Below are 25,422 nucleotides of genomic sequence, written 5' to 3'. Positions count from 1 at the left end.
GGTCGCTTGGTATTAGGTTTTAATTCGACTGCCGCCATACTGCTATAACGAAAAATAGCATCAAGCCCCTACGTATTAGTCAGTCTGTGGTGAAATATTATTATTGTTATTCTATCTATGGATTAAGTTAGCCTAACAGTATAAAAAACCAACTTTAGGCCATACTACAAAAAAAGCTCTGGGACTATCAACCAGATAGGGGATAAATATTGTATCGACTCTCGATTCCAAGCAGCACGGCCACCATAAAAAAGGCAGCATCGAAAATCTCTGCTGCCTATTCTTTCTTGTTAGCTCAATTTCAACTACCGACTAGGGTTACTTAAAAACAGCTGATAAGCAGGGCTATCGGTCTCCTCTTGATAGACAAACCCCAGCTCAGTTAAAAACTGCTTAAAGGCTAGATTATCGCCTTCTGGTACTTCGAACCCTGCCAGCACTCGACCATAAGCCGCGCCGTGATTGCGGTAATGGAACAAGCTGATATTCCACTTACTCTGCAAGGTGGTTAAAAACTTAAACAGTGCACCAGGATGCTCGGGAAACTCAAAACTAAACAAACGCTCCTCTATCGGCTCAGGCGGCTGACCACCAACCATATAGCGTACATGCAGTTTAGCAGTCTCATCATTAGACAGGTCTTGCACCCCAAAGCCTTCCGACTCCAGCGTTGCAATAATATCATCGAGTTCGTTTTGCCCCTGAGTGAGTCGAATTCCCGCAAACACCACGGCTTTATCGCGGCTACTAAAACGATAGTTAAACTCGGTCATCGCACGCTTATCTAACAGCTCGCAGAAACGCAGAAATACACCTGGGCGCTCCGGTACTTTTACCGCCAAAATCGCTTCTTTCTGCTCTCCGAGTTCACAGCGCTCAGACACATAGCGTAGGCTATGGAAGTTGACATTAGCCCCACTCAAGATAGCAGCAACCTTCTCGCCTTTACCGCTACTGCCGATATACTTTTTTAAACCTGCCAACGATAGTGCGCCCGATGGTTCAGCAATCGCACGCGTATCTTCGAAGATATCTTTCACCGCCGCGCAGATCTCATCAGAACTCACTGTGATGACATCATCAACATATTCACGGGCCAACCTAAACGGCTCGGCGCCAATCTGCTTAACCGCCACACCATCGGCAAATAAACCCACTTGCGGCAGAACAACGCGCTCATCGGCCTCAAGCGCAGCCTTTAAACAAGCGGAATCCTCTGGCTCAACACCGATAATCTTCACCTGAGGCATCACCGCCTTATAATAAGCCGCAACCCCCGCAATCAGGCCACCGCCGCCAACGGGCACGAAGACCACTTCAAGATCGCGCTGCTGTTGCAGCATCTCTTGAGCCACCGTACCTTGTCCAGCAATCACCGCTTCATCATCGAAAGGGGCAACATAGACTCGCCCCTCATCGCGCGCCAGACTCTGCGCATGGGCATTGGCCTGATCGAAGGCTTGACCATGGAGCACCACCTCGCCACCTAAGCGCCTAACCGCATCCACCTTAATGTCGGGCGTTGTTTCTGGCATCACGATAACCGCACTAATACCGCGAGCCGAGGCTGACATAGCAACGCCTTGGGCGTGATTTCCCGCAGAGGCGCAAACCACGCCACGATCGCACTCATCTACGCTCAGCTCGGCAATCTTATTGTAAGCGCCGCGCAGCTTAAATGAGTGCACAGGCTGCAAATCTTCACGCTTTAAAAACACCTGGCAGCCCAAGCGCGCCGACAGTTTATTCAGGCTCGATAAAGGCGTAACTTTAGCCACATCATAAACCGACGACAGCAAGGTTTTCTGCAGATAATAATGAGCTAAATCCAGTTGTGATTGTGATGCTAGAGCTAACATAAACTACCTCTTAATCCGGTTAAATCGCTTAAACTAGCTTGCTAGTATCACGTACCGCACCTTTATCGGCACTTGTAGCCAATAGCGCGTAGGCTTTAAGCGCCATCGATACTTGTCTTACGCGACCTAGGGGCTTCCACGCATCTTTACCTAACGCTTCCATCGCTGTACGACGAGCTGCCAGCTCAAGATCACTGATTGCCAGCTTGATAGAACGTGCAGGGATATCAATTTCGATGCGATCGCCTGTTTGCACTAGGCCGATAGTGCCGCCTGCTGCCGCTTCTGGTGAAACGTGGCCAATAGACAAACCAGATGTTCCCCCCGAGAAGCGACCATCTGTGATCAGTGCGCATTGTGTGCCTAAACCACGTGACTTCAAGTAACTCGTTGGGTAAAGCATCTCTTGCATGCCTGGACCGCCCTTCGGGCCTTCGTAACGAATAACCACCACGTCACCTGCAACCACTTCCCCCCCTAAAATGCCCGCGACTGCGTCATCTTGGCTTTCATAAACGCGAGCACTGCCGATAAAGGTATGGTTTTCAACTTCAACACCAGCAGTCTTTACGATACAGCCATCAACAGCGACATTGCCCGATAACACAGCAAGGCCCCCCTCTTGGCTAAAGGCGAACTCACGACTGCGAATACAGCCCTCTTTACGGTCATTATCGACGCTATCCCAGCGGCAATCTTGGCTAAAGGCCTTAGTGGTAGGAATACCTGCAGGTCCCGCAGAGAAGAACTTATGCACCGCAGCGTCATCACTCTGCACGATATCAAACCTTGCTAGCACATCGGCGAGGTTACTACCTGCCACATGGTACACATCATTATGGAGTAAGTTAGCGCGGTCTAGCTCACCCAAGATCCCCATCACCCCACCCGCGCGGTGAACATCTTCCATATGATATTTCGGCGTGGATGGCGCCACCTTACAAAGGTGCGGTACAAGACGTGATAGACGGTCGATATCATCCATGGTGAAATCAACTTCGGCCTCTTGTGCAGCGGCAAGCAGATGCAGCACAGTATTGCTAGAGCCACCCATGGCGATATCCAGCGTCATGGCATTTTCAAAGGCTTTAAAGTTCGCGATATTGCGCGGTAGAGCTGACTCGTCATCCTGTTGATAATAGCGAGTGGTTAAGTCCATTATACGGCGACCCGCCTCAAGGAAGAGCTCGCGGCGATCTGCGTGGGTAGCCAGCATAGATCCGTTCCCCGGCAGCGATAGGCCTAACGCCTCTGTTAAACAGTTCATCGAGTTAGCGGTGAACATGCCCGAACATGAGCCACAAGTTGGACAAGCGCTGCGCTCAATCTGCTCACTATCTGCATCGGATACGCGCTCATCGGCGCCTGCCACCATGGCATCAACCAAATCTAGCTTAATCAGCTTATCTGACAGCTTAGTCTTACCCGCTTCCATCGGGCCGCCAGAGACAAATATCACCGGAATATTCAGTCTAAGCGAAGCCATCAGCATGCCGGGAGTGATCTTGTCGCAGTTAGAGATACACACTAATGCATCGGCGCAGTGGGCATTGACCATATACTCTACGCTATCAGCAATGAGCTCGCGCGATGGTAGGCTGTAGAGCATACCGCCGTGACCCATGGCGATGCCGTCATCTACTGCTATGGTATTAAATTCTTTGGCAATGCCACCAGCCTCTTCGATAGCACCAGCAACCAAAGAGCCCATATCTTTGAGGTGCACATGACCTGGTACAAATTGGGTGAAAGAGTTGGCGATAGCAATGATCGGCTTGCCGAAGTCGTTATCTTTCACACCCGTTGCACGCCAAAGCGCACGCGCTCCCGCCATGTTACGGCCTTCGGTACTGGTTGCTGAACGTAGTTTTGGCATTGCTTTATCCTTTGTTTAAAAGAAGGTTCTAGCATCAAGCTAGCCACTTTAGCCTTCAATTTTCTAATTTTTAATCTGAGATATCGTTCTCAGCTTTGATGTTTCGTCTTAATCTGTTCCGTAAGCGCAGCGTTCGTCTTAGCTTGTGCTTTCCTAGGCCCTTTCTTAGCTTTTCCTAGAATCTAGAACCTGCCGTTAGCTTTCCAACGTCTCCAACCAACCCCACTTATCTTGGGTTTCGCCACTAAATAGACCGAAGAAGCTCTGCTGAATTTCTTTGGTGATCTCGCCACGCTTGCCACTGCCGATCTCAATACGATCGACACTGCGTACCGGCACGATCTCGGCTGCGGTACCCGTCATAAAGATCTCATCGGCAAGATAGAGGAATTCACGTGACATCGGCTCTTCAACTACCTGATAACCTTTGTCTCGAGCAAGGGTAATAATCGTGTCTCGAGTCAGCCCCATCAGGATAGCGGCTGTTGCCGGAGGTGTGTAGATCTTGTTCTTTTTAATCACAAAAATATTGGCGCCAGCGGCTTCACTGACTAAACCGTTAGTATCTAAGGCGATGCCTTCATCGAAGCCATTACGCTTGGCTTCGGTGGAGATCTGTAGCGAAGAGAGATAATTCCCCCCCGCTTTTGCTCCTGTAGGAATGGTATTAGGTGCCAAACGATTCCAAGAGGTCACAGCCACATCAACCCCAGCATCCATGCTGGTTTCCCCTAAATAGGCTCCCCATGGAAATGCCGCGACTAACAGGTCACATTGCGCATCTTTTGGAGGCGTGATCCCCATACCCACATCGCCATAAAAGGCCAAGGGACGGATATATGCGCTCTTTAAACTATTGGCTAATGTGGCATCACGACACGCCTGCATCACTTCATCGAAGCTATAGGGAATAGGCATACGGTAAATTTTGGCTGAATCAAATAGGCGCTGAACGTGCTCGGTTAAACGAAACCCAGCGGGACCGCGATGGGTGTCATAAACACGGATGCCTTCAAAAACTGATGTGCCATAGTGCAACGCGTGAGACATGACATGAACCTTAGCATCACCCCAAGGCATCATTTCACCATTGAACCAAATTAACTCTGCTGTTTTAGCGGCCATATTCTCACCCTTTCTGTTGTACTAATTCTGCTGTGGGACTGCTGAGTAATAGTTGGCAGTCGATCACATCGATAAGCTTATTGATTTGATTAGTTAGCAAGCCGATTTCGCGCTCGCTCTGCACCAGCATGTCGATGCTAGTGCTGTTATTACTGTTAAGCTGCATGCTCAAGTTAGCGATCTTAAATCCACGATGACGAACAACGCGTAGTACGCGCTCTAGCACTTCAGGTCTTTGCTGCACGTTTAACGCTAATGAGTAATTGTTCATATCCTTGCTCTCCATCTCGTTTTATCGCTATTGCTCTGATTTTGTTTTCTTAAACACTCAGGTGTGTGCGTTTAAGTTTGCTTGTCCATCTCTTCCATCATCTCTTGGTTTGATGCCCCTGGTGGTACAAGCGGCCAGACGTTATGGGCATCGTCAATCGATACATGCAGTAAAAACGGCCCTTCGCTATTGAGCAGCTCATCTAAGCCAGCCTCGACATCACAAGCCTTATAGATATTACGTCCAGGGATATCGAACGCCGATGCCATCTTGACGAAATCAGGGTTATCAGAAAGATCGGTTTCGCTATAACGCTCTTCAAAAAACAACTGCTGCCACTGCTTCACCATGCCCAGTTTTTGATTATCGATAAGCAAAATTTTGACCGGCAAGCGCTTGCGCTTAATGGTAGTTAACTCTTGAACATTCATCATAAAAGAGCCATCGCCTGACACTGCCACAACGGTGGCATCTGGGCGTGCGACTTTAGCGCCAATAGCCGCTGGCAGACCAAACCCCATGGTGCCAAGACCCGCGCTTGATAGATGATCTTCGGGGCGATTGAAGAACATATGCTGGGCCACCCACATCTGATGCTGGCCCACATCACAGGCCACAACGCTGTCTCGGGGCAGCTTATGGGCGAGACGATTTAGCATAGCTGGGGCATAAATTAGCTCACCGGGACGGTCGTAACGCCACTGGTGCTGCTGTTTCATCTGTGCAACCTTGGCTTGCCAAGGGGCAAATTGCTCGCCTAAATTCTGAGTTAACGCAGGTAAGATCTGACGTAGATCGCCAGCAATGGCCACCTCAGGCAGGCGTAACTTACCTAACTCGGCTGCATCGATATCCAGATGGATCACCTTGGCATTTTCGGCAAAGCTCGCTAAGCGTCCAGTAACTCTATCGTCAAAGCGTGCACCAACCACAATCAACAAGTCGCACTCTTGCACCGCTAAATTGGCCGCTTTTGAGCCGTGCATACCTAGCATACCCAAGTAGCCAGGCGTATCCGGGGCGATAGAGCCTAACCCCTTGAGAGTGGCAACCGATGGAATACCGGTGACCTTGATGAAGTCACGTAACGGGTCAACCGCACTTGCCATGCCCACACCACCACCAACGTAGAGCATAGGCTGCTGAGATTGGCTAATAAGCTCGCGAGCAGCGTTTATCTGCTCGGGTGTATGCTCTGGCTCTGGCGTTACCGCTTGTAGTGGCGTCTTGTATTCGAGCATAGCGATCTGAACATCTTTAGGGATATCGACCAAAACAGGGCCGGGACGACCCGAGGCGGCGACCTCAAATGCTTTGTAGAGCGTAGGAACAAGCTCATCGACATGGGTCACCATAAAGCTGTGCTTAGTGCATGAGAGTGACATGCCCAAAACATCGATCTCTTGAAAGGCATCGGTACCGATAACGGCAGTAGACACTTGGCCAGTGATGGCAACCACGGGAACAGAGTCGAGCAGCGCATCGGCCAGTGATGTCACCAAATTCGTAGCGCCGGGGCCTGAGGTGGCAAAGCACACTCCGGTTTGACCACTAGCTCTGGCATAACCTACTGCAGCAAAAGCAGCACCCTGCTCATGACGGCTTAGCAGGTGCTCGACAGGGCTGCCATAGATCGCATCGTAGATAGGCATTATCGCACCGCCCGGATAACCAAATACGGTTGTCACACCATGGGCAGCGATCGCTTTGATCACTGCGTCTGCACCTCGTATCATCTGCCCTGGTTCCATTTGCCTCTGCTCCACCTGCCCTTGTTCCATAAATCAGCGCTCCACTACAATTAACTTATTTCATAAGAACTTAGATTGGATTTCCTCTCTCTAGGCCCTTAAACGAAAAAACCCCCGTTCCTTTCGGAGCAGGGGTTTTTGCAATCTTAAACCTAGGTTAGGTGTGTCGATTCAATATGCGCAGCCCCCGCTGTGATTTAATAATCACGACGGTAATAATCACAATAATGAGCTGGGCAGCTTGGTTGAACATATTCGACTGGGTTCCTAATCAGATTCTTTGCTTAAATTCGGTATCGCCTAAAACACGACCATTAAGAAGTACCACAAAGCCTATAAAAAACACAATAAAAACTTTCTAACATCAAAATTTATCATCTAGTCTATGCGGTTTAGGCCCTGACCAGTAGCAAAAAAAGCTGATGCTCTGCCTGACTTTATTACTGCTATTAAGGTGTTAATCCTTAATGGTTTATCGAAAGTGCTTTTTCTAAAAACGTGACTATCTCAAACTTCAACTTGTTTAGCCTAAGGCTTAAACAAAACCCTGTCTAAGCCCGACTAAAATAGATGTAAAAGCTAAATTACTTCTCTTCTACGATGCGCTTCATTTCTGTCATATAGCCACGTAGTTCGGCGCCAATCTCTTCAACTGCTGTGCCTCGAATAGCCGCATTCACTTCGATTAAACGAACATTATCGACGCCATTACTCGCATCCTGTAAGCCACCGCCTAGGTACTCGGCAGACATGTTTGCTACATAGTCTTTCAGTAATGGCAACGCTGCATGGTTAAACAGATAACAGCCATACTCTGCTGTGTCTGAAATCACCACGTTCATCTCGTATAAGCGCTTACGTGCAATGGTGTTGGCGATAAGCGGCGTCTCGTGCAGTGACTCATAGTAGGCCGACTCTTCGATGATGCCTGCGGCGACCATCGTATCGAAAGCAAGCTCTACACCCGCCTTAATCATTGCCACGAGGAAGATGCCCTTATCGAAGTAAGTTTGCTCGTCGATATGCTCTTCGCAACCTGGTGCATTTTCAAAACCAGTGTCATTGGTTTCGCTGCGCCACTTGAGTAGGTTTGCATCGTCGTTAGCCCAGTCTTGCATCATGGTCTTAGAGAATTCGCCACCTATGATGTCATCCATGTGCTTTTCGAACAGCGGCTTAAGAATAACCTTCAACTCTTCGGCCATATCAAACGCCTTGATCTTGGCTGGATTGGATAGACGATCCATCATATGGGTGATACCACCGTGTTTCAGCGCTTCGGTCGTTGTCTCCCAACCTTGTTGAATAAGCTTAGCCGCGTAGCCAGGTTCAATCCCGTCAGCAACCATCTTCTCATAGCCTAAGATGGCACCCGTTTGCAGCATGCCACAAAGGATAGTCTGCTCGCCCATCAAATCTGATTTCACTTCGGCAATAAATGATGAATGCAGTACACCAGCGCGGTCGCCGCCTGTGGCACTTGCATAAGCCTTAGCGATATCGAAACCTTCACCCTTAGGATCATTCTCTGGGTGAACCGCAATCAGCGTCGGCACACCGAAGCCACGTTTGTACTCTTCACGTACTTCAGTACCTGGGCACTTAGGTGCCACCATGATCACCGTGATGTCTGGGCGAACCTGCATGCCCTCTTCTACGATGTTGAAACCATGAGAGTATGACAAGGTTGCACCTTGCTTCATTAACGGCATCACCGTGTTGACGGCATTGGTATGCTGCTTGTCAGGTGTTAGGTTTAGCACCAAGTCTGCATCAGGGATCAATTCTTCGATGGTGCCAACACGGAAACCATTTCCGGTTGCTTTTTGGTAAGAATCACGCTTTTCGCTAATCGCCTGTTCACGCAGTGCGAAAGAGATATTTAGACCTGAGTCACGCATATTCAAGCCTTGGTTAAGACCCTGAGCGCCACAGCCAAGAATGACGATATTCCAGCCCTTGATGAAGTTACAGCCTTCGCTGAACTCACTACGATCCATGAAGCGGCATTGAGCCAGCTGTTGCAATTGTTGACGCAAATTCAGAGAGTTAAAATAGTTAGCCATCTGATATACCACCTTGATTCTGGATAGTTAAACGGGCTGACTCTTGGCCGAGTCACGCTGTGATTGAAATCACTATAGCGCAAGCTTTCTGTTGCTTAAAATGATATATTCGAAACGTCATGTTGCATTTTTCGCAATGCAAACTCAATAAGTCACGGCAACACGGAGAATTCGACTTGAATATTCGAACCATAAAACTCTACCTGCATTTAGCAGACAGTTTGCACTTTGCGAGAACCGCCCAAGCGATGCATGTTAGTCCATCCACCTTGAGCCGAGCCATGCAGAGGCTGGAAGAGGAGGTCGGTGCCCAGCTGTTTCAACGTGACAACCGCAGCGTGACCTTAACGAGTGCAGGAGTGGAGTATCGCCACTTTGCCGAATCGACACTAGAGCAGTGGGGAAAGCTGAAAACTAAGATCGATCCCAAGCAGGACTTTCTCCGAGGAAGGCTAAACCTATATTGCTCGGTAACCGCAGCCTATAGTCATCTTCCTGGACTATTGGATCGCTTTAGACGTGAGCATCCGCTGGTTGAAATCGCTCTTACTACGGGGGACGCCGCCAATGCGGTCAATGAGGTGCGCAACAACCGTGCCGATATCGCTATAGCCGCCCTGCCCGATCCCTTTCCCGATAACCTGCACTTCGCCAAAATCGATGACGTGCCACTGTCGATCATCGCACCGACATTCAGGTGTCAGGTCCAAGAACTGTTAACCGAATCGTATATCCCTTGGGATAGACTGCCCTTTATCGTGCCTGAGCATGGGCCGGGACGAAAACGTATCGACAACTGGTTTAAGTCTTTGGGATTGCTCCCCAATATTTATGCTCAAGTTTCGGGACAAGAGGCGATCGCCTCTATGGTGGCGCTGGGCTGCGGTGTGAGCATTACCCCAGAGGTAGTGATCAACAACAGCCCTGTACGAGACCGGATTCAACTGCTGACCTCGCCAATTGATATCCCCCCCTTTGAATTAGGTTGTTGCTGTAAGAGTAAGCGCATACAAGAACCCATTATAGAGGCTTTTCTGCAGGCGATTTAACTTCCCCGATAAGTTAATGAACAGAGCACTGCCATGTACACAATCGATATCCTGTTCATTTGGAATTCTTTTCTTTAAAAGCGATGAACCACGAAACGATCACTCCTCCGTGGTCCATTGTTATTTTTTAAAATCTATTGTGGCTAGTCTTTTCTATTATCACGCACGCCATCGATAATCAGGTTACGTAGCCAGCTATGACTCGGATCCAGATTAAAGTGCTTATGCCAGACCAACACATAGGCTCCGGGTTCCACATGTACAGGCACATCGAGGCAGACCAGATTATAGTTAACCATCATCTGCTGGATATATTTTCGCGGCGCGCACAGGATCAGATCGCTGTTTTCACACAAGTCCATCGCGCAATTAAAGTCGGTCATATTGACCGCGATATCGCGCTGTAGGTGCTCTAAACGCAGTACGTCATCGAGCAGCCACTGCTCCAAACCGCCAAAGGCCACCTGCAGATGACGATACTTTAGAAAAGTCTCTAAGTTCCATGACTCCTTTAGCGCGGGATGATCGCGCCTTAGAAGACACACAGGGTAGTCGCGAATAAGCTCTGTCGCACCAAGCTCTTCCGGTAAGTTGTTCATATGCAGTAAGGAGCGCTTATCCCACTCTCGACAGATGATGCCCATATCGATTTCACAGCGTAGTAGCATATCCATGCTGGAGTGTGACCAAGTGTGGCCATTAATGCTCACCTGGGGCGCAGCTTTTAATAGCTTAGGCATAAAATGTGGGTAAGTAAGCGAGTAGGCCGTTTCGACAATATGCATGCGAAAACGACGCTGACTCTCGGCAGGCTCAAAGGTACTGGGACGAGTAAATTGATCTAACTTTTGCAGTACCTCTCGTAGCTCAGGGGCTAACTGCAAGGCTCTAGGTGTGGCTTTTAACCCATAGGCCGTGCGTTCGAACAGCTGATCATCGAAGGTTTCTCTCAATTTACTCAGTTGCTTACTCACCGCCGACTGACTCAAGTGTAATCTCGATGCAGCCGCCGTCACACTCTGCTCTTCGAGCAGCACTTCTAATACTCTGAGCAAATTGAAATCCAACTGTTTCACAATCAACCTTCTAGGGATAGCGTAAGTTATGTTCCTTATAATAAAGAGTTTACGAGCTGACGCTATCGGTATTAGCGTCATAATGTTGGGAAAAGCTGTAGAGGTTTAACCGGAAGTGAGCAAGGTAGTTAATGCCATCATAGAACAAAGCCGCACTTTTCTGGGTTAAATAGAGCGCCCCCAGAAAGTACGGCGTTAGCCTAGCAATTAAAGATGCTACATACTAAAGTTTCTGATGGTCGTCGACAGATCGCCAGTACTGCTTTCAACCTCTTGGTTAAGGGTATTGGTCACGGTGATCAAATCATAAGATTCTGACACCTTGCAGTTAACCATCTGTACATTGGTGTTGACCTCGTTACAGACATACACTTGCTCTTCGATAGCAACCGCAATCTGCTGATTTCGCTCAACGATCCCCTCAATCAATTCTTCGAGTTCATTGATCTTGTTCAACGAGGTATTGATGATATCGACGGTTTTACTCGACTTGTCATTACCCACTTCCAGTGATTTAACCGCAACCTGACTATTACTCTGGATCTGTTCAATCGCCGTCTGGATCTCGGTGGTCGCGACCTGAGTACGCTGGGCTAAGGTACGCACCTCATCGGACACCACCGCGAAACCTCGCCCTGAATCTCCGGCTCTCGCCGCCTCAATCGCCGCATTAAGCGCGAGTAGGTTGGTTTGCTCTGCAATACCATTGATCACATCAATCACCGAGCTAATCTGCTGAGTTTGCTTATCAAGCGATACTACCGTGCTGGATATTGAAGCCAGTTCATCAACGAGCTCTAACATCGACTTATTGACCTGATTGATACACTCCAAATTATCCGACATCGTTGATTGAGTCTGCATTGTCGCTTCAGCCGTACCCTGAGCATTTTGTGAAATCTCAGTCGATGCCGCCTGCATCTCGTTGACGGCTGTTGCCACCATTTCGATCTCTGTTTTTTGGGTATTAAGATGCTCAGTAACTTTATGATTATTCTCTGTGGCCAATTTTGCGTTATCTAGCGTCTTATCACAGGCCTCCATCACCGAGATATTAACGCGCCCAATCAATGCTTTAACGTGTTGTTTGCGCATCTTCATTGCAAGCTCAATCTCAGACAAGTCATTCACCTTTCCGGTGTAGATCAACTCCATTAATGGATTATTAAAGTCTTTACGCGCCTCCTTTGTCATTCGCTCCAATGGACGTGTTAGCAGGTAACTCGTCAAGGTTGCCAGCAGGAAAAAACAGGCCATCGCAATGGCTGTATTTTGACTAAACATAGCAACTGCGTATGAGATAAGCGCCGCGATGCCATAACAAAAGGCGCTCCGTTGCCACAGACGAGTTCTCAGGCCCACGCTCAGTTGCCAAGGTTTCTTGTCATTTGATAGCTGTTTATAAACGGCCTCAGCTCGTTTAACGTGTACACGTTCAGGCTTAAAACGAACAGATTGTAACTCGATGATTTCACCATTGCTTTTTATCGGAGAAGCAAAGGCATCGACCCAATAATAACCTCCGCCCTTACGGCTGTTTTTCACCATTCCCATCCAATGGTTGCCACTTTGCAAGTGGCCCCAAAGATCTTTAAACGCAGCTTTGGGCATATCTGGATGTCTGACAACATTATGGGGAAGACCAACAAGCTCACCGTCTGCAAAACCGGCTACTTCAGAAAAGTGAGGACTGGCATATTTAATATGGCTAGAAGGAGACGTAATTGAGATTAGATTGTAATTGGCAGGATACTGGTACTCTTCATCCATAATATAGTCCTTTATGTAATGGCGTATAAAAACTTACCGTTCAGTGTAGACTCAATATTCACACTCCATCGAAATAATGACTGATTTTTTTTCAGCTACTCTAAAGAACCAGCGGCAGAAAAAGCACTAAATCGCTAATTTAACAAGCATAAATTTTTCCCTAAACAGCCCAATAAAATCTGCTAATTAATCTGACTATAGTAGGCGACACGCCTCAACTCGCGGCGAAAATCAGCTACAAAAATGCCTTTCAATTTGAAAGGCATTTGGGGTCAATCTATTCGAAATATTGATTTACAATTAATCGTTGTCGGCTTCGATTTCACGAGCGATGTTTTGACCGTTAATTACCACACCTTCAACTTCAATTCGTTGCTGGTTTAACGTGTCGAAACTAATACCGTCTTCATACTGAGTGTTAGCATCAACGATAACTGTCATGCTGCTAACTGCGCCTTTAATTACAAAGCTTTTTACAGTTGCATCTGATGAAATGACATTACCTTCTACTTCAAACTCTTTCCAGTTACCAACGTTATCGTTGTCGTTACCCGTTGAGTTGTCATCATCGAATTCAACTTCAGTAGCCACTTGTTGTGTACCTTGCTTCACAGAGGTCACTTCAACTAGCGCACCTTGTTTTAGATCAGCCTTAAAGCCATCCTCAAACTTAGTTTGAGTATTAACAACAAAACGGCCTTGGTAGTTAAGTTCAAATGCCGTTTGCTGCGCATCAACCCAAGTCACGATACCTTCAACTTCGGTGTCATTAGCCAGATCGCTATAATCTTCAACTTCAACGCTGGTCGCTTCAAGTGTATTCACGTTCATCGTGCCTTCCACTTCAACCCATTGACCGTTTTGAAGTTTACCCTCAACTTCTAGCGCTCCAGAGTAATCAACATGCAATGCAGCACCAAGTTTAAAGCTCATCGCACTTTCATCTAAGCTAGATAAACGACCTTCCACTTCGTAATGGTTAATTAGGTCATCATTTTCAAACTTAACCACTGAAAGCACCTTGTAGCCCGCATCAGCAGTCGGCAATGAAGACACCATCACCCAGTCACCCACTTCGATCTCGTTAGATAACTTATAAGTTAAGGTCACACCGTTTACATCGAAGGTACCCGCTGCAAAATCGATTGCAGTCACCTTACCTGTGATTGTTGGCTCTAGATTAACTTGCACAGCAGCCGCTTTTTGCTGACCACCGATTTGCACCATCATGTTAGGCTGCAAATCGTTAATATTCAGTTTCACGTCACCGTAAGAAACACCCGCAACGTCATAGCTATAGCCATTTACAACGACTTTATTCTGCGTCGTATTGACCGAGTCAATTGTGCCTTTAACCGCTGTCGGAGCCGTAATAACACCACCGTTACCGTTGTCGTTGCCATTACCATTGTCAGAACTGTCGCTTCCACCGCCACAAGCAGTTAAAATCAGAGCAAGTGTTGAAACTAAAGCTACTTTTTTCATCTAAATACCCTTAATTAAAGAGATGATTATCGAATTTAGCTGTATGTTAAAACTTGGCCCGTGAAGCGATCGTGAAGAAAGATAAAATAATCTATGAAAGTTCTAATTGTTGATGACAGCCATAACCTAGCCGAAACAATCGCCGACTATTTGGAACTTGAAGGCATGGTGATCGATTGCGCCTACCACGGTGAAGCCGCGATAAACTTGGTATCTGAAAATAGTTACGATGTGATTATTATGGATGTCATGATGCCTAAACTTGATGGCATCTCCGCTGTGCGCAAGCTGCGTGAAGAGCTGTATTGCAACACGCCCATTTTATTCTTAACCGCTAAAGATAGCCTAGATGATAAAGTGGCTGCCTTTAAGGCTGGAGGCGATGATTATCTACTCAAGCCCTTTGCCATGGAGGAACTGAGCCTACGCCTACACGCACTCAGTAATCGTGGCCCGCGGCAAGATATCGGTACCTTGTCATTTGCTGACATAAACATTAACACCCAAACAAATATCGTCACCCGAGCCGAGCAACCGATAAAACTCAGTCGTATTCAGTTAAAAATATTAAAGGTACTTATCAAACGTGCCCCTAGTGTTGTCAGCCGCCAAGATGTCTGCGATGCCGTCTGGGGAGATGAAGCGCCACCGAGCGATGCGCTTAGGAGCCACATTTACGGCCTACGAACCTCGCTAGACAAAGGCTTCGAACATTCACGATTAGAGACAATTCATGGACAAGGTTACCGCCTCAAAGCATAAGCACTTCCCAAGCATCTACCGAAAGATCCGTTGGAGTTTCGGTTTGATGACCTTTGCCATGTTCAGTCTATTCTGGTCTTTAATTTACATCGCCGAGAACCAAATTGAGAAGATCAGTCTTAACCATTGGCTAGATACCGAGGTGTATCGTTACAAGCAAGACTATAAGGTTTATGGTGATAAAACCGTATTGCCTAATACCAATGAGTTTAAAACTTATTGGAGCGAACAGGAGATGCCACATTGGCTCAAAGCTTATACATCACCGGGTCTTTATGAGGAATTAAGAGGTGAAGAAGATAAGCACTTTATTGTTAGCCTTCACCCTTCTGGTAAAGGCTTAATGTATGTTGTGTTTCAAGATGATGCCGATGACTACCTTGATGAATACGAGGAACACTTACACGACTATATTTTGATATTAGGCCTACTCATTGGCCTTATAATGACGCTATATAGTTTGTACTTTATCCGTACACTGTCGAAACCCCTGACCATTATCGAGCGCAAAATAAGTCATATGTCGCCTGACGACCCCCCTTTCGGTGTCGATACCAAGTTTGTTGAAACCCGCAATATTGAGCAAACCCTGCTTGATAGTAAGAATGACATTAATGGCTTCTTTCAGCGTGAAAAGGAGTTCAGTCACTTTGCATCCCATGAGCTAAGAACCCCGATTACCGTGATAAAAGGCTCGGCCGAGCTACTGGCAAAAATACCCGATCAGCATCCGCTTGCGGTTAATGCCGTTAAACGTCTGCAGCGGGCCAGCGACGAGATGCAGGTGCTAACCGAAACCTTCCTATTATTGGGTAAGGAGTCGATTGGGCAACGTTACTTTGCCGACGTTAACTTAGAAGTGGCGCTACGCAAACAGCTCACCGAAATGAAAGAGTTGTTCGCCAGACAAGATATCTGTTACCGCTTAAGTGTAAACGATGCCGAACTCATCCATGCCCCACAGAGCTTTATCGCCATCGTGCTTAACAATGTTATTAAAAACGCCTTCAGTTACAGTATCGGTGATATCGACATTGTCCTCACAGGGCATACACTGACGATTACCAATCGTCATGAAGGTAATGAAACTTACAACGCCGGTTATGGTGTTGGGCTGGTTATCGTTGAACGCATTTGTGAACGTATGGGGTGGGGTTATCACCCTCATGATAACGGGGTTGAGTTTCAAACAACCTTAGTATTTGATGTTGATGCTAACGGTTAAGGGTTTCATTGGCGTGAAACTAACGCAGCCTTTAAAGCTAAAGCAGTGAACCTTTAGCTTCATTGTCATTTGAAGCTATGACACAACTTCCTGCATCAGTGGTTCCAATGGCCTGCGGCCAGCGCTCAAGGTATGCGAATATAGCTATCGCATTGGAGCCAATGAAAGATAGAACCTTGCAGGTCGACTTCTTTGGAAGCATCAAACCAACTTCCAGCATCGGCGGTTCCAATGGCCTGCGGCCGGCGTATGTGCAGACACTGCTGAAGCACGCTGCACTTCTTTAATAAAGAAAGGGTCCCTGTAAGCTCTACGATGGCATCAATGCCATCACGGCATTTGTGAATCCATTCGCATCAGATGTCCCATCGGAAGCGTTAGCAATTTATCCATAAGCATGAAGATCAACAACTTCGTCGGGGCGGCTGGGACTCTTTATGAATGAAATGGCCAAGAGGGCGTTACTGTTGACTCGCTCTTTCCTTCTTGCCCGTGTGTGAGCTGGAAGCTCACGACTTTAGTCAGGCGCAGCCTGATAGGTGGCAAAGCCACGACCCATTATCAAACGAAGTTTGATTCCTCCCAGTTTGTTAGACAAAGTCTAACTCACCAAAGCCCAACTTTGTTGACGCCTAAGCAAACCACCAAACTTTAGCTAAACTAAAAACAATACATAAAACAAAAGGATTTGTTTATGCCTATCGCCTGTATTGCCACCCGCGCCAGTTTTGGCGTCGAAGCCCCTGCCGTCACCGTCGAAGTCCACTTAAGCAATGGACTGCCAGCCTTCAACCTAGTCGGACTGCCCGAAGCCTCAGTCAAAGAGGCGAAAGAACGGGTAAGAAGCGCACTGATCAACGCGGGGTTTGAATTCCCCATGCGCCGTATCACAGTTAACCTCGCGCCAGCAGATTTGCCCAAACAAGGTGGACGCTACGATCTGCCTATCGCTATTGGCATACTCGCCGCCTCGAAACAGATCCCGCTCAAGTCCATCGAGCAACACGAGTTTGTTGGTGAACTGGCACTGTCGGGTCACGTGCGTTACTGCCAAGGACTGATCCCTGTGATTGTAGAAGCTAGCAAGCACAACAGTACCTTAGTCTTGCCGATTGATAACCGTGAAGACGCGGAACTGGTCGGTTTCGAGAAAGTTTGCCTTGCCACCCATCTGCAATCGCTGGCGGCCTATCTGCACGGTCAGTCACAACTGCCGAGTATAGACCTAAGCCTTGAATGGTTATCCGAGGAGCAAAGCCCTCAAGAGTCCTGCTTAAGCGAAGTCATAGGCCAATATCAGGCTAAGCAGGCATTAGAGATCGCCGCGGCGGGCAATCACAACCTGCTACTGCTTGGCCCGCCAGGTACCGGAAAAACCATGCTCGCCAGTCGAATGATGCAGCTTCTGCCTAAGTTAAACTATGACGAGGCGTTAGAGGTCGCCGCGATTCACTCTGTCGCGGGCAATAACATCAAACCCGATAGATTCTATCAACGACCTTTTAGGAGTCCACACCACACCTGTTCGGCCGTGTCATTAGTGGGCGGCGGCGCTCAACCCAAGCCGGGAGAGATCTCATTGGCTCACAGAGGCGTGCTGTTCCTCGACGAGGTAGCCGAGTTTCCCAGAAAGGTACTCGACTGTTTGCGTGAGCCAATGGAAACTGGCGAGGTCAGTATCTCTCGCGCGGCAGCAAAACTCACCTTTGCCAGCCGCTTCCAGCTTATCGCCGCCATGAATCCCAGTCCCTGTGGCGATGCCGATAACGCTCGGGCCAGCAACGAGCAGATCCAGCGTTATCTTAGCAAACTGTCTGGGCCCTTTCTGGATCGTTTCGACCTCACCATAGATGTACCTAAGCTACCGATAGGTGCGCTCAATAGCCAAAACGCGAGTGCCGAGACCACCAACACTATTGCCAGACGAGTGCAAAACGCCCGAGAGTGCCAACTAGCTCGCTCTGGGGTACTCAACAGTGAGCTAACGGGAAAACAGCTTAAACAGGACGCCAAGTTCAGCGGTGATGATTTAATCTTTTTAGAACAGAGCGTACATCGGCTCGGATTGTCGGTCCGCAGCTACCATCGAATTCAGCGAGTCGCCCGTACCATAGCCGATCTGCAACAGGAAGAGTGTGTTAGCCGTGCTCATATATCCCAAGCTCTTGGCTATCGTGCGATGGATCGGCTACTCGCTTCACTCTCGAGACAGTAATAACGGCTAGGCTTATCACACAATAATGCCCCGGCTCCTGCTCATACCCTCAACATGGTCACTTAAATCATGGACTTTGCTATATTTCTTAGTGCCTTGGCATTAATAAGCAAGAATATTTCACTGCAGTAAATCTCTGCACTGAAATTAAGTAAGATTATGGCTAGATTAAATAACTGTTACCTATTAAACAAATAAGTTGAATCAAACCCCATATTCCAGTAAATTCCGCCAGCTTCGTTAACCAGATGACATTGAAGTAGCAAACATTTATTTACTTCAAGCACACCTAGCCGCTTTTTTTGCATTTACGCCAACAAAGGTGGCTTTCCATGCGCGCTCTTAAAGATTGGAAAAGGTGACTCCCTCATCCCAATCGGATAGCAGTGGACTACGGGCTATCATCTTTTATTCAAATTTTCTTATAGTTATTGATTATGGCCATGCCAAGTAAGCTCAAATATAACCGTAAACATGCAATCAAATCTGCCATTGCTGGAGTTGTTTTTATTACATTACTGGCTACATCTCTTGGCCTAAGCCACTATTTGCTCACTCGTCAATTAACTGCTGCTGCCATCAAAATTGAGCAGGAGTACCAGCAAAGACAATTAGCTGCAAAAGCACAGATGAGAGAAGTTCAAGCAAAGCTTCAAGAGGAGCAGGAGACTCACTGCTCTGAAGAGACCATCAGCTTACTTAAAAACAAGCTATTTAAACAAAACGATCAACCCGTACCTTGGGTAAAGTTTAACGATGAAAACTACGTCTGCTCAGCGATCGGCCGCTGGCCAGTTCCCCCCGGAGGAAAATTGTTAAGCCGTGACATCGATGGCCATGGATTAGTCAAAGCCAAAGATGCTCGCACCTTCAATAAACAAAGAACCATCTATGCCAGCGTGACAGACAGTACCGCCAAGGTATTTGTGCCTGTACAATCGGCTGATGCCATTAATAAAGCCCTAACCGATTGCCAAGTCTGTGGCGGTATCAGTATTAAGATAAATGGCCATAACTGGATCAACCAAAATACTGATGATAATCCCTTTGCCAGTATCGAGTATCAGGCCAAGCACTCAGAATTTAAATACAGCCTATTTGCCAACGAAAGTGCGAGAAATCAACTGTGGTTAACTGTATTTCTACTACTACTGTTACCAACGGCACTTTTAGCTGGTGTTGGTTACCTGATCCGCGGGCGAGTACTTAAGTTTTATTGGCACCGCCGCTTCGTATGCGCACTGAAAAAAGAGGCCTTTTTCTTGGCCTATCAACCTATTGTAAATACTAAAAGTGGCCAGATATCTAGCGTCGAAACGCTTTTGCGATGGCGTAAAAAGAATGGAGAGAGCAGGGAAACCGGCAGTTATATTAAAGTTCTGGAACAGGATTCTGTGATGCCGCAGCTGACAAAGTGGATGATAAGAACCGCGCTGAGTGAGTTAAAATCACTACTGAGAAGCAATGAAATAGCTAGGTGCAGTATCAACGTCAGCGCCTATCAAATAGAGCAACAAAATTTACTGCCATATCTACAGTTATTGGCTAATAAAGGGTATCCGGTCGATCAGTTAAGCTTTGAACTCACCGAGCGGCAACCGATTCAGTCTTGGCAAGCTGTACGTGAATTTATCGCTGGCTGTAAACAATTAGGCTGTTGCATCAAACTCGATGATGTCGGTGTGGGTTATGGCGGCGGCTTACTCATACAGCAGTTAGAGTTTGACGGCCTGAAGATTAATAAAGCCTTTACTAAACTGATTTTGAGTGAACATCATCAACCTTTCCTAATTCGTTCCTATGTGGCGATAGCAAAAGAGATGAACATTAGCCTCACCGCAGAAGGCGTTGAAACTCAGGAGCAAGCTACATATCTCACAGAGTTAGGTGTTTACCAACATCAAGGCTGGCTCTATGCCAAGGCGATGGCAGCAACGGAACTCAGAGCTTACCTGCTCAACAGCTAGTCTCTAAAGTTGAAACAACAAGCCCTAGCTTGATACTAGTCGGTATCGTGCTAGGGCTTGGTGTTTATGAGTGATAATAATTTTAAACAAGCTATCACCGCACTCACTAATGCTCACTAACAAACTTGCTCAAAGCACCGATAAGCCGATCCGTTAACTATCAAAATTTAACATCTAGATTGAGACGAGACCTGACAACGAGTACTATAGGTCTCCAATTTTTTTCTTGAGGTTCTGGATGGGCGCGATGGTGTCACGTATTAGGGGAAGCTTAGCCTTTTTCTGCTATTTTCTTAACACGCTCTTTTGGGTCACTCCCATATTCATTGTGAGTATTTTTAAGCTCATTCCTTTAGCTGTGACGCGCAAGGCCTGCACCTACTTTCTCGACTTTTGTGCCAGCGCCTGGATCAGTGTCAATGGCGCTGTCGAAAAGCTACTTCACCCCATTAAATTAACCGTTGAAGGTGATACCCAGCTTTCTACCAAAGAGTGGTATATGGTTATCGCTAACCATCAGTCTTGGGTCGATATTCTAATCTTGCAGCGAGTGTTGAATCGCAAGATCCCCTTCTTGAAGTTTTTCTTGAAGCAGGAGCTGATCTTCGTTCCCGTTCTCGGGCTCGCTTGGTGGGCACTGGATTTTCCCTTTATGCGTCGCTACAGCACGGCCCAATTGAAGAGAAACCCTAAACTCCGCGGCAAGGATATCGAGATCACTCGTAAAGCCTGTGCCAAGTTTAAGAGTAAGCCCGTTAGCGTGATGAACTTTGTTGAGGGTACTCGCTTTCATCCAGGTAAACACAGCAAACAGAACTCACCTTTCAACCATCTACTCAAGCCTAAAGCTGGCGGTATGGCCTTTGCGCTTTCTGCTATGGGTGAGCATATCCATAAGCTGGTTAATATCTCCATCTACTATCCAGGTAAAGTGCCGAGTTATTGGGAGTACATTAGCGGTCAGGTCGATGAGGTAAGAGTGCATATAGAAGTTAGCGATATTGGTGACGAATTGCGTGGAGATTACATTAAAGACCGTCAATTTAAGATCCACTTCCAAGAGCAGCTAAACCAAATCTGGCAGCAAAAAGATCAAGTACTGACCCAATTAGCACAAGCTGAAAACACCCGAGAAGAGGCATAAGAGCAAGATGTTGAACTTTTTACCCGGACCTGTTTTATATTTCTTAAGCACCCTGTTATTGATCATTAATACTGTGGTGTGGGCCTCGCTGATTATTATTGGGGGAATATTTAAATTTCTATTGCCAATAACTCTAGTTCGTAACGGCTTAACCCATGTGATGAACCGCTTTATGTGGGCCTGGGCTACCTGTAATGGTGGAATATTATATCTGCTTGCCGATATCGAGTGGGATGTTGAAGGACTGGAAAACCTAGATAAGCACAGCTGGTATCTACTGATCAGTAACCATCTCAGTGGCTTCGATATTGCCGCTCAGACATACGTCCTGCGTAATCATATTCCTATGCTTAAATTCTTCCTCAAGAAAGAGCTACTCTATGTGCCCTTCTTAGGCTTAGGTTGCTGGTCACTGGATATGCCCTTTATGACCCGTACCAGTCCGGCAAAACTGAAGAAGAACCCTAAACTTAAAGGCAAAGATTTAAAGACCACTCGTCGCGCCTGTGAGAAGTTTCGTAATATGCCAACTTCGATCATCAACTATGTTGAAGGCAGTCGCTTTACCGAAGAGAAACGTATTCGCCAAGATTCGCCTTACCGCTACCTATTACGCCCTAAGGCCGGTGGTATCGCCTTTGCCCTCTCTGCCATGGGTGAACAGTTTACCAACCTGCTCGACGTCACTCTGGTTTATCCTGAAGCCATAAAAAAGGATGCCTTAGATGAGGTGATGCATGGCCGTATGAAGAAGATAGTCGTGCGAGTGAAGGTTCTTCCCGTACCTAAGGTGGACAATAAACGCTACTTTGCTGAAGCAGCCTATCGCGTTGAGTTCCAACGTTGGCTAAATGATATCTGGGAAAGCAAGGATGAAGAGATCCACCAGCTTATGCTTAAGCATAATGTGCCGAGTGAGCATCTAATCGAGAAGCCAAGCGCCTCGAAGCAACAGCAATAACTTCCTCTGAATAGGCAGATCTTCCTGCCTATTCATTTCTCCTTTAAGCTTCAACACTTTAACACACGTCAAATAAATTACTTTTATCGCAAATAATTTAAAAACCCAACAAACAGAAAGATTTAGACAGCTTTGACCACATTTAAAGCTGACCTCCAAATTTATCACCACCCTTAACCAGTCTTGCAGTACATTCTCCAGACCTACATTCTAATACGTCAATATCCTGACTAGACTTACCGCCCCCTAAAGGATAACTTTACCGCCTCAGTATTTACATAAGAACAATAAGCGTATCAAAATGCATCGACCACTAAAATTAGCCTATGGTTTTTTCGCTGCCCTCATAATATTGAGTAGCATGGGCTGTGCAAATCAAAGGGATATGTACTCCGCCAAGTCACCACTAGCGATCAGCGGGAGCGAAATGGCCTACTTCTGGGTGACAAAAGACACGCTCATTAGCTGGCAACGGATATTGCCCCAGTCAACAGTCGAAACAACGCAAGATAAAGCAAGCTACAAGGTCTCCTTTGTGATCAACACCTCCGGAGAAATGCAGCAGGTCAACATTGTAAACACTAGCGATGGCAACAAGATCCCCGAAGATGAGCTTAATGGAGTAGGCGAGTATCAGTTTTACCCAACCGCACAAAACATTAGCCGCCAAGCGGTGATGATCAACACCATTATCACGCTTTAATAACTGTCATAAAAAAGGCTCCATAAGGAGCCTTTAGTATTTAGCTAACTGAGTTAACAGCCTTAAATCTGCACCCGCTTAACGTGTTGCACCCAACCTTCAGGCCCTTGAATATGGCCCTTCTGGATCTCAGTCAACACCTTATAGATCCGCTTAGTGTGCTCACCCACTTCGCCATTTCCAACGGTAACAATGCGGTTATCTTCAAAGATATAAGAGCCTACTGGCGATACAACGGCCGCCGTACCAAAACCGCCAGCCTCGATGATCTCACCAGACTCGATATCGCTAATAAACTTATCTAGCATCACTGTTTCTTGGCGCACTTCGCAGCCCAGTAACTCGCCCAAATCGAGAATAGACTGTGAGGTAATCGACTTTAAGATGGTGTCGGTAAATTTTGGAATAATAATCGTACCGTCTTTCAGCACGTGGAAGTGGTTCATCGCCCCCACTTCCTCGATCTGCTTATTATTAGCATCTAAATACAGCACCTGCTCGGCGCCATACTCAGCAGCAGCCTTACCCGCCTTTAGCGATGCCGCGTAGTTACCCGCAGCCTTAGAAGCCCCCGTGCCGCCAGAAACCGCACGATGGAAACGCTCACTGATCAACAGGCGAATCGCCTTATCGAAGCCATCGCTATAATAAGGGCCACTAGGGCTTAGCATCACACAGAAGGTGTACTGCTCGCTCGGGCTTACTGATAAACGGTCTTCGGTGGCGAAGATAAATGGACGAATATAGAGACAGGCACCCTCTTGCATCGGAAACCATAAACGGTCAACATCGATCAAGGCATTAATGGCATCGATCTGCATCTGCTCAGGAATAGCCGGAATACAAAGAATATCGGCAGAACGGTTTAAACGCTCGGCATTCTTATCGATACGGAAGGTATAGATCTCGCCATCTTCATGTTGAAAGGCTTTGGCGCCTTCAAATACCGACTGGCCATAATGCAAAGCGATAGCGCCAGGAGCAACCTGAAACGGACCATAAGGAACCACTCTTGGATCACACCACTGCCCATCGCGGTAATCCATCAAAAACATGTGATCAGTTCTGAGGTTGCCGAAGCCCACATTACTCGTAGGGTTAAACTGTTCGCTACGGCGCTCTAACGCAGGTTTTAAATTATAAGTTATTTGCATTGTATACCACCTTGATTACTGACAGAGCAGCCTATCAGTGGTCATAAAAAAGTCAAGCAAAACGGGGGCTAGCTTCAAGATCTTCAGCAAGCATATCCCCGTAAAAATCACTGTATTGCCCCCTTTCAAAGGGGCTTTAGGCGGGGGCGGCAGACTAAGCGGCGTGTTGTTTCTTACGTAGGCAAGCCGTTTCACTATCGAGCGGATAACAGGATAAAGCGCTACAGGCACTGCAGCTCATATGGTCGCGATAATGTTTATCGAAGAAGCTTGAGCTTCTGCTCTCTAGAGATTCAAACAGCTCTGGGGTGAGTGGCTTAGTCCACTTGTACTGTCCCATTAAGCGCGCCAGATGGCGGTAACAGGTCTCACGACGGTTTGATAAGTACTCAGGGGCAATCAACTGGCTTTCAAACTGGGTTAGCGAACCTGTGAGGTAGAAGGTGATCCCCTGCACTAACTCTTTAACTTGTAGTGGTGTTGCCTCAAGTTCACCTTTTGCTACCGCTTCATTGAGTGAGTCGGTAAACCAGCCCCAAAACGCATTGATACGCTTCTTAAAGCGATCCACTTTCTCATCGCTGGCTAGCTGCCAAACCATGGTGTTGACCGAAACTGAGCGCAGAGTAAAGAAGCTTTTACTGCGCTTGATGGTTTCAAATGTAAACAGAATGGGTAACAGCACTTTTTCTTGGGCAGTTAAATCGGGATATTTGTTAATGAATATTGGCAAGTGGTTAGAGGTCGCACTGCGTAAAAATAGGCAGACTAATACATCCTCTTTACGCTCAAAAAATTTATACAAGGTACCAGTGGAACATCCCACCTCTTTTGCGAGTTGCGAGAACTTAAATGACACTATGCCTTGAGACTCAATAAGCTGCTCGGCGGCATCGAGTATCTGATTGCAGCGCATCATGGGCAACGCTTCTGTGGGACATTTCATCTATTACAAGCCTAGTT

General features: G+C 47.1%; 20 protein-coding genes. 8 read left to right on the top strand and 12 right to left on the bottom strand.

Features of this window, described 5'->3' with window-relative positions; genetic code table 11:
• Positions 1-305 precede the first annotated feature (305 nt).
• The 6 genes from ilvA to ilvC all read right to left on the bottom strand — a co-directional run bounded on the left by ilvA (position 306) and on the right by ilvC (position 8,948).
• The gene (gene ilvA, locus K5Q92_RS06945; protein WP_220768294.1) at positions 306-1,859 is read right to left on the bottom strand and encodes a threonine ammonia-lyase, biosynthetic; all 1,554 of its coding nucleotides are present in this window, start codon (positions 1,857-1,859) and stop codon (positions 306-308) included.
• 28 nt (positions 1,860-1,887) lie between these two features.
• Positions 1,888-3,735, bottom strand: coding sequence for a dihydroxy-acid dehydratase (gene ilvD / locus K5Q92_RS06940; protein ID WP_220768293.1), 1,848 nt, complete (start codon positions 3,733-3,735; stop codon positions 1,888-1,890).
• A gap of 195 nt (positions 3,736-3,930) precedes the next feature.
• Positions 3,931-4,860, bottom strand: coding sequence for a branched-chain amino acid transaminase (locus tag K5Q92_RS06935; protein WP_220768292.1), 930 nt, complete (start codon positions 4,858-4,860; stop codon positions 3,931-3,933).
• A 4-nt stretch (positions 4,861-4,864) separates the two neighbouring features.
• The gene (gene ilvM / locus K5Q92_RS06930) at positions 4,865-5,131 is read right to left on the bottom strand and encodes an acetolactate synthase 2 small subunit (RefSeq protein ID WP_220768291.1); all 267 of its coding nucleotides are present in this window, start codon (positions 5,129-5,131) and stop codon (positions 4,865-4,867) included.
• 71 nt (positions 5,132-5,202) lie between these two features.
• Complete coding sequence (ilvG, locus tag K5Q92_RS06925; RefSeq protein WP_220768315.1) at positions 5,203-6,882, bottom strand: acetolactate synthase 2 catalytic subunit; 1,680 nt, start codon at positions 6,880-6,882, stop codon at positions 5,203-5,205.
• Positions 6,883-7,466: 584 nt separating this feature from the next.
• Positions 7,467-8,948, bottom strand: a complete 1,482-nt coding sequence (gene ilvC, locus K5Q92_RS06920) for a ketol-acid reductoisomerase (RefSeq protein WP_220768290.1) — start codon at positions 8,946-8,948, stop codon at positions 7,467-7,469.
• A 176-nt stretch (positions 8,949-9,124) separates the two neighbouring features.
• Here ilvC and ilvY point away from each other — a divergent pair, with 176 nt between their 5' ends.
• Positions 9,125-9,997, top strand: coding sequence for an HTH-type transcriptional activator IlvY (gene ilvY, locus K5Q92_RS06915; protein ID WP_220768289.1), 873 nt, complete (start codon positions 9,125-9,127; stop codon positions 9,995-9,997).
• Positions 9,998-10,140: 143 nt separating this feature from the next.
• Here ilvY and K5Q92_RS06910 read toward each other — a convergent pair whose 3' ends face one another.
• From K5Q92_RS06910 to K5Q92_RS06900, 3 genes are all read right to left on the bottom strand, one after another.
• A complete protein-coding gene (locus tag K5Q92_RS06910) occupies positions 10,141-11,076 on the bottom strand; it encodes a LysR family transcriptional regulator (protein ID WP_220768314.1) in 936 nt (311 codons plus the stop codon).
• Between the two features lie 213 nt (positions 11,077-11,289).
• Complete coding sequence (locus K5Q92_RS06905) at positions 11,290-12,843, bottom strand: PAS domain-containing methyl-accepting chemotaxis protein (RefSeq protein ID WP_220768288.1); 1,554 nt, start codon at positions 12,841-12,843, stop codon at positions 11,290-11,292.
• Between the two features lie 300 nt (positions 12,844-13,143).
• Positions 13,144-14,328, bottom strand: a complete 1,185-nt coding sequence (locus tag K5Q92_RS06900; protein ID WP_220768287.1) for a DUF5666 domain-containing protein — start codon at positions 14,326-14,328, stop codon at positions 13,144-13,146.
• Positions 14,329-14,421: 93 nt separating this feature from the next.
• On the opposite strand from K5Q92_RS06900, the gene K5Q92_RS06895 reads away from it, so the two are divergent.
• Positions 14,422-15,090 (top strand): response regulator transcription factor, encoded by a 669-nt coding sequence (locus K5Q92_RS06895; protein ID WP_220768286.1) that lies wholly within the window; start codon positions 14,422-14,424, stop codon positions 15,088-15,090.
• Positions 15,062-16,315 carry a HAMP domain-containing sensor histidine kinase gene (locus K5Q92_RS06890; RefSeq protein ID WP_220768285.1) on the top strand — a complete coding sequence of 418 codons (1,254 nt, stop codon included), beginning with the start codon at positions 15,062-15,064 and terminating at the stop codon, positions 16,313-16,315. Before K5Q92_RS06895 ends, K5Q92_RS06890 begins: the two co-directional genes overlap by 29 nt.
• A 37-nt stretch (positions 16,316-16,352) precedes the next feature.
• Here the strand turns inward: K5Q92_RS06890 and K5Q92_RS06885 are convergent, their stop codons facing one another.
• Positions 16,353-16,535, bottom strand: coding sequence for a hypothetical protein (locus tag K5Q92_RS06885; RefSeq protein WP_220768284.1), 183 nt, complete (start codon positions 16,533-16,535; stop codon positions 16,353-16,355).
• A 474-nt stretch (positions 16,536-17,009) separates the two neighbouring features.
• Between K5Q92_RS06885 and K5Q92_RS06880 the strand changes: the two genes are divergently transcribed.
• The 5 genes from K5Q92_RS06880 (at position 17,010) to K5Q92_RS06860 (ending at position 23,305) form a co-directional block, all read left to right on the top strand.
• The gene (locus K5Q92_RS06880; RefSeq protein WP_220768283.1) at positions 17,010-18,530 is read left to right on the top strand and encodes a YifB family Mg chelatase-like AAA ATPase; all 1,521 of its coding nucleotides are present in this window, start codon (positions 17,010-17,012) and stop codon (positions 18,528-18,530) included.
• Positions 18,531-18,973: 443 nt separating this feature from the next.
• Positions 18,974-20,497 carry an EAL domain-containing protein gene (locus K5Q92_RS06875; RefSeq protein WP_259649513.1) on the top strand — a complete coding sequence of 508 codons (1,524 nt, stop codon included), beginning with the start codon at positions 18,974-18,976 and terminating at the stop codon, positions 20,495-20,497.
• A 238-nt stretch (positions 20,498-20,735) separates the two neighbouring features.
• The gene (locus tag K5Q92_RS06870) at positions 20,736-21,641 is read left to right on the top strand and encodes an acyltransferase (RefSeq protein WP_220768281.1); all 906 of its coding nucleotides are present in this window, start codon (positions 20,736-20,738) and stop codon (positions 21,639-21,641) included.
• Between the two features lie 7 nt (positions 21,642-21,648).
• On the top strand, positions 21,649-22,602 hold the full coding sequence (locus K5Q92_RS06865) for an acyltransferase (RefSeq protein WP_220768280.1): 954 nt from the start codon (positions 21,649-21,651) through the stop codon (positions 22,600-22,602).
• Between the two features lie 301 nt (positions 22,603-22,903).
• Positions 22,904-23,305 (top strand): hypothetical protein, encoded by a 402-nt coding sequence (locus tag K5Q92_RS06860; RefSeq protein ID WP_220768279.1) that lies wholly within the window; start codon positions 22,904-22,906, stop codon positions 23,303-23,305.
• 62 nt (positions 23,306-23,367) lie between these two features.
• Here the strand turns inward: K5Q92_RS06860 and K5Q92_RS06855 are convergent, their stop codons facing one another.
• On the bottom strand, positions 23,368-24,459 hold the full coding sequence (locus K5Q92_RS06855; RefSeq protein WP_220768278.1) for a branched-chain amino acid aminotransferase: 1,092 nt from the start codon (positions 24,457-24,459) through the stop codon (positions 23,368-23,370).
• Between the two features lie 154 nt (positions 24,460-24,613).
• Positions 24,614-25,405: a TetR/AcrR family transcriptional regulator gene (locus K5Q92_RS06850; protein ID WP_220768277.1), complete on the bottom strand. Its 792-nt coding sequence runs from the start codon at positions 25,403-25,405 to the stop codon at positions 24,614-24,616.
• Positions 25,406-25,422: the final 17 nt, after the last annotated feature.

Origin of the sequence: Shewanella sp. MBTL60-007 (assembly GCF_019654915.1) — a bacterium.
Classification (GTDB): Bacteria; Pseudomonadota; Gammaproteobacteria; order Enterobacterales; family Shewanellaceae; genus Shewanella.
This window is presented reverse-complemented; position numbering and strand designations above follow the sequence as displayed.

Coding starts and splice junctions, on each gene's coding strand:
- K5Q92_RS06875 (WP_259649513.1), top strand. CDS start 18,974: ATGCCAAGTAAGCTCAAATATAACCGTAAACATGCAATCAAATCTGCC.
- K5Q92_RS06900 (WP_220768287.1), bottom strand. CDS start 14,328: ATGAAAAAAGTAGCTTTAGTTTCAACACTTGCTCTGATTTTAACTGCT.
- K5Q92_RS06880 (WP_220768283.1), top strand. CDS start 17,010: ATGCCTATCGCCTGTATTGCCACCCGCGCCAGTTTTGGCGTCGAAGCC.
- K5Q92_RS06905 (WP_220768288.1), bottom strand. CDS start 12,843: ATGGATGAAGAGTACCAGTATCCTGCCAATTACAATCTAATCTCAATT.
- K5Q92_RS06865 (WP_220768280.1), top strand. CDS start 21,649: ATGTTGAACTTTTTACCCGGACCTGTTTTATATTTCTTAAGCACCCTG.
- ilvG (WP_220768315.1), bottom strand. CDS start 6,882: ATGGAACCAGGGCAGATGATACGAGGTGCAGACGCAGTGATCAAAGCG.
- ilvA (WP_220768294.1), bottom strand. CDS start 1,859: ATGTTAGCTCTAGCATCACAATCACAACTGGATTTAGCTCATTATTAT.
- K5Q92_RS06860 (WP_220768279.1), top strand. CDS start 22,904: ATGCATCGACCACTAAAATTAGCCTATGGTTTTTTCGCTGCCCTCATA.
- K5Q92_RS06870 (WP_220768281.1), top strand. CDS start 20,736: ATGGGCGCGATGGTGTCACGTATTAGGGGAAGCTTAGCCTTTTTCTGC.
- ilvC (WP_220768290.1), bottom strand. CDS start 8,948: ATGGCTAACTATTTTAACTCTCTGAATTTGCGTCAACAATTGCAACAG.
- ilvD (WP_220768293.1), bottom strand. CDS start 3,735: ATGCCAAAACTACGTTCAGCAACCAGTACCGAAGGCCGTAACATGGCG.
- K5Q92_RS06890 (WP_220768285.1), top strand. CDS start 15,062: ATGGACAAGGTTACCGCCTCAAAGCATAAGCACTTCCCAAGCATCTAC.
- K5Q92_RS06935 (WP_220768292.1), bottom strand. CDS start 4,860: ATGGCCGCTAAAACAGCAGAGTTAATTTGGTTCAATGGTGAAATGATG.
- K5Q92_RS06850 (WP_220768277.1), bottom strand. CDS start 25,405: ATGAAATGTCCCACAGAAGCGTTGCCCATGATGCGCTGCAATCAGATA.
- ilvM (WP_220768291.1), bottom strand. CDS start 5,131: ATGAACAATTACTCATTAGCGTTAAACGTGCAGCAAAGACCTGAAGTG.
- K5Q92_RS06885 (WP_220768284.1), bottom strand. CDS start 16,535: ATGCTGGAAGTTGGTTTGATGCTTCCAAAGAAGTCGACCTGCAAGGTT.
- K5Q92_RS06895 (WP_220768286.1), top strand. CDS start 14,422: ATGAAAGTTCTAATTGTTGATGACAGCCATAACCTAGCCGAAACAATC.
- K5Q92_RS06855 (WP_220768278.1), bottom strand. CDS start 24,459: ATGCAAATAACTTATAATTTAAAACCTGCGTTAGAGCGCCGTAGCGAA.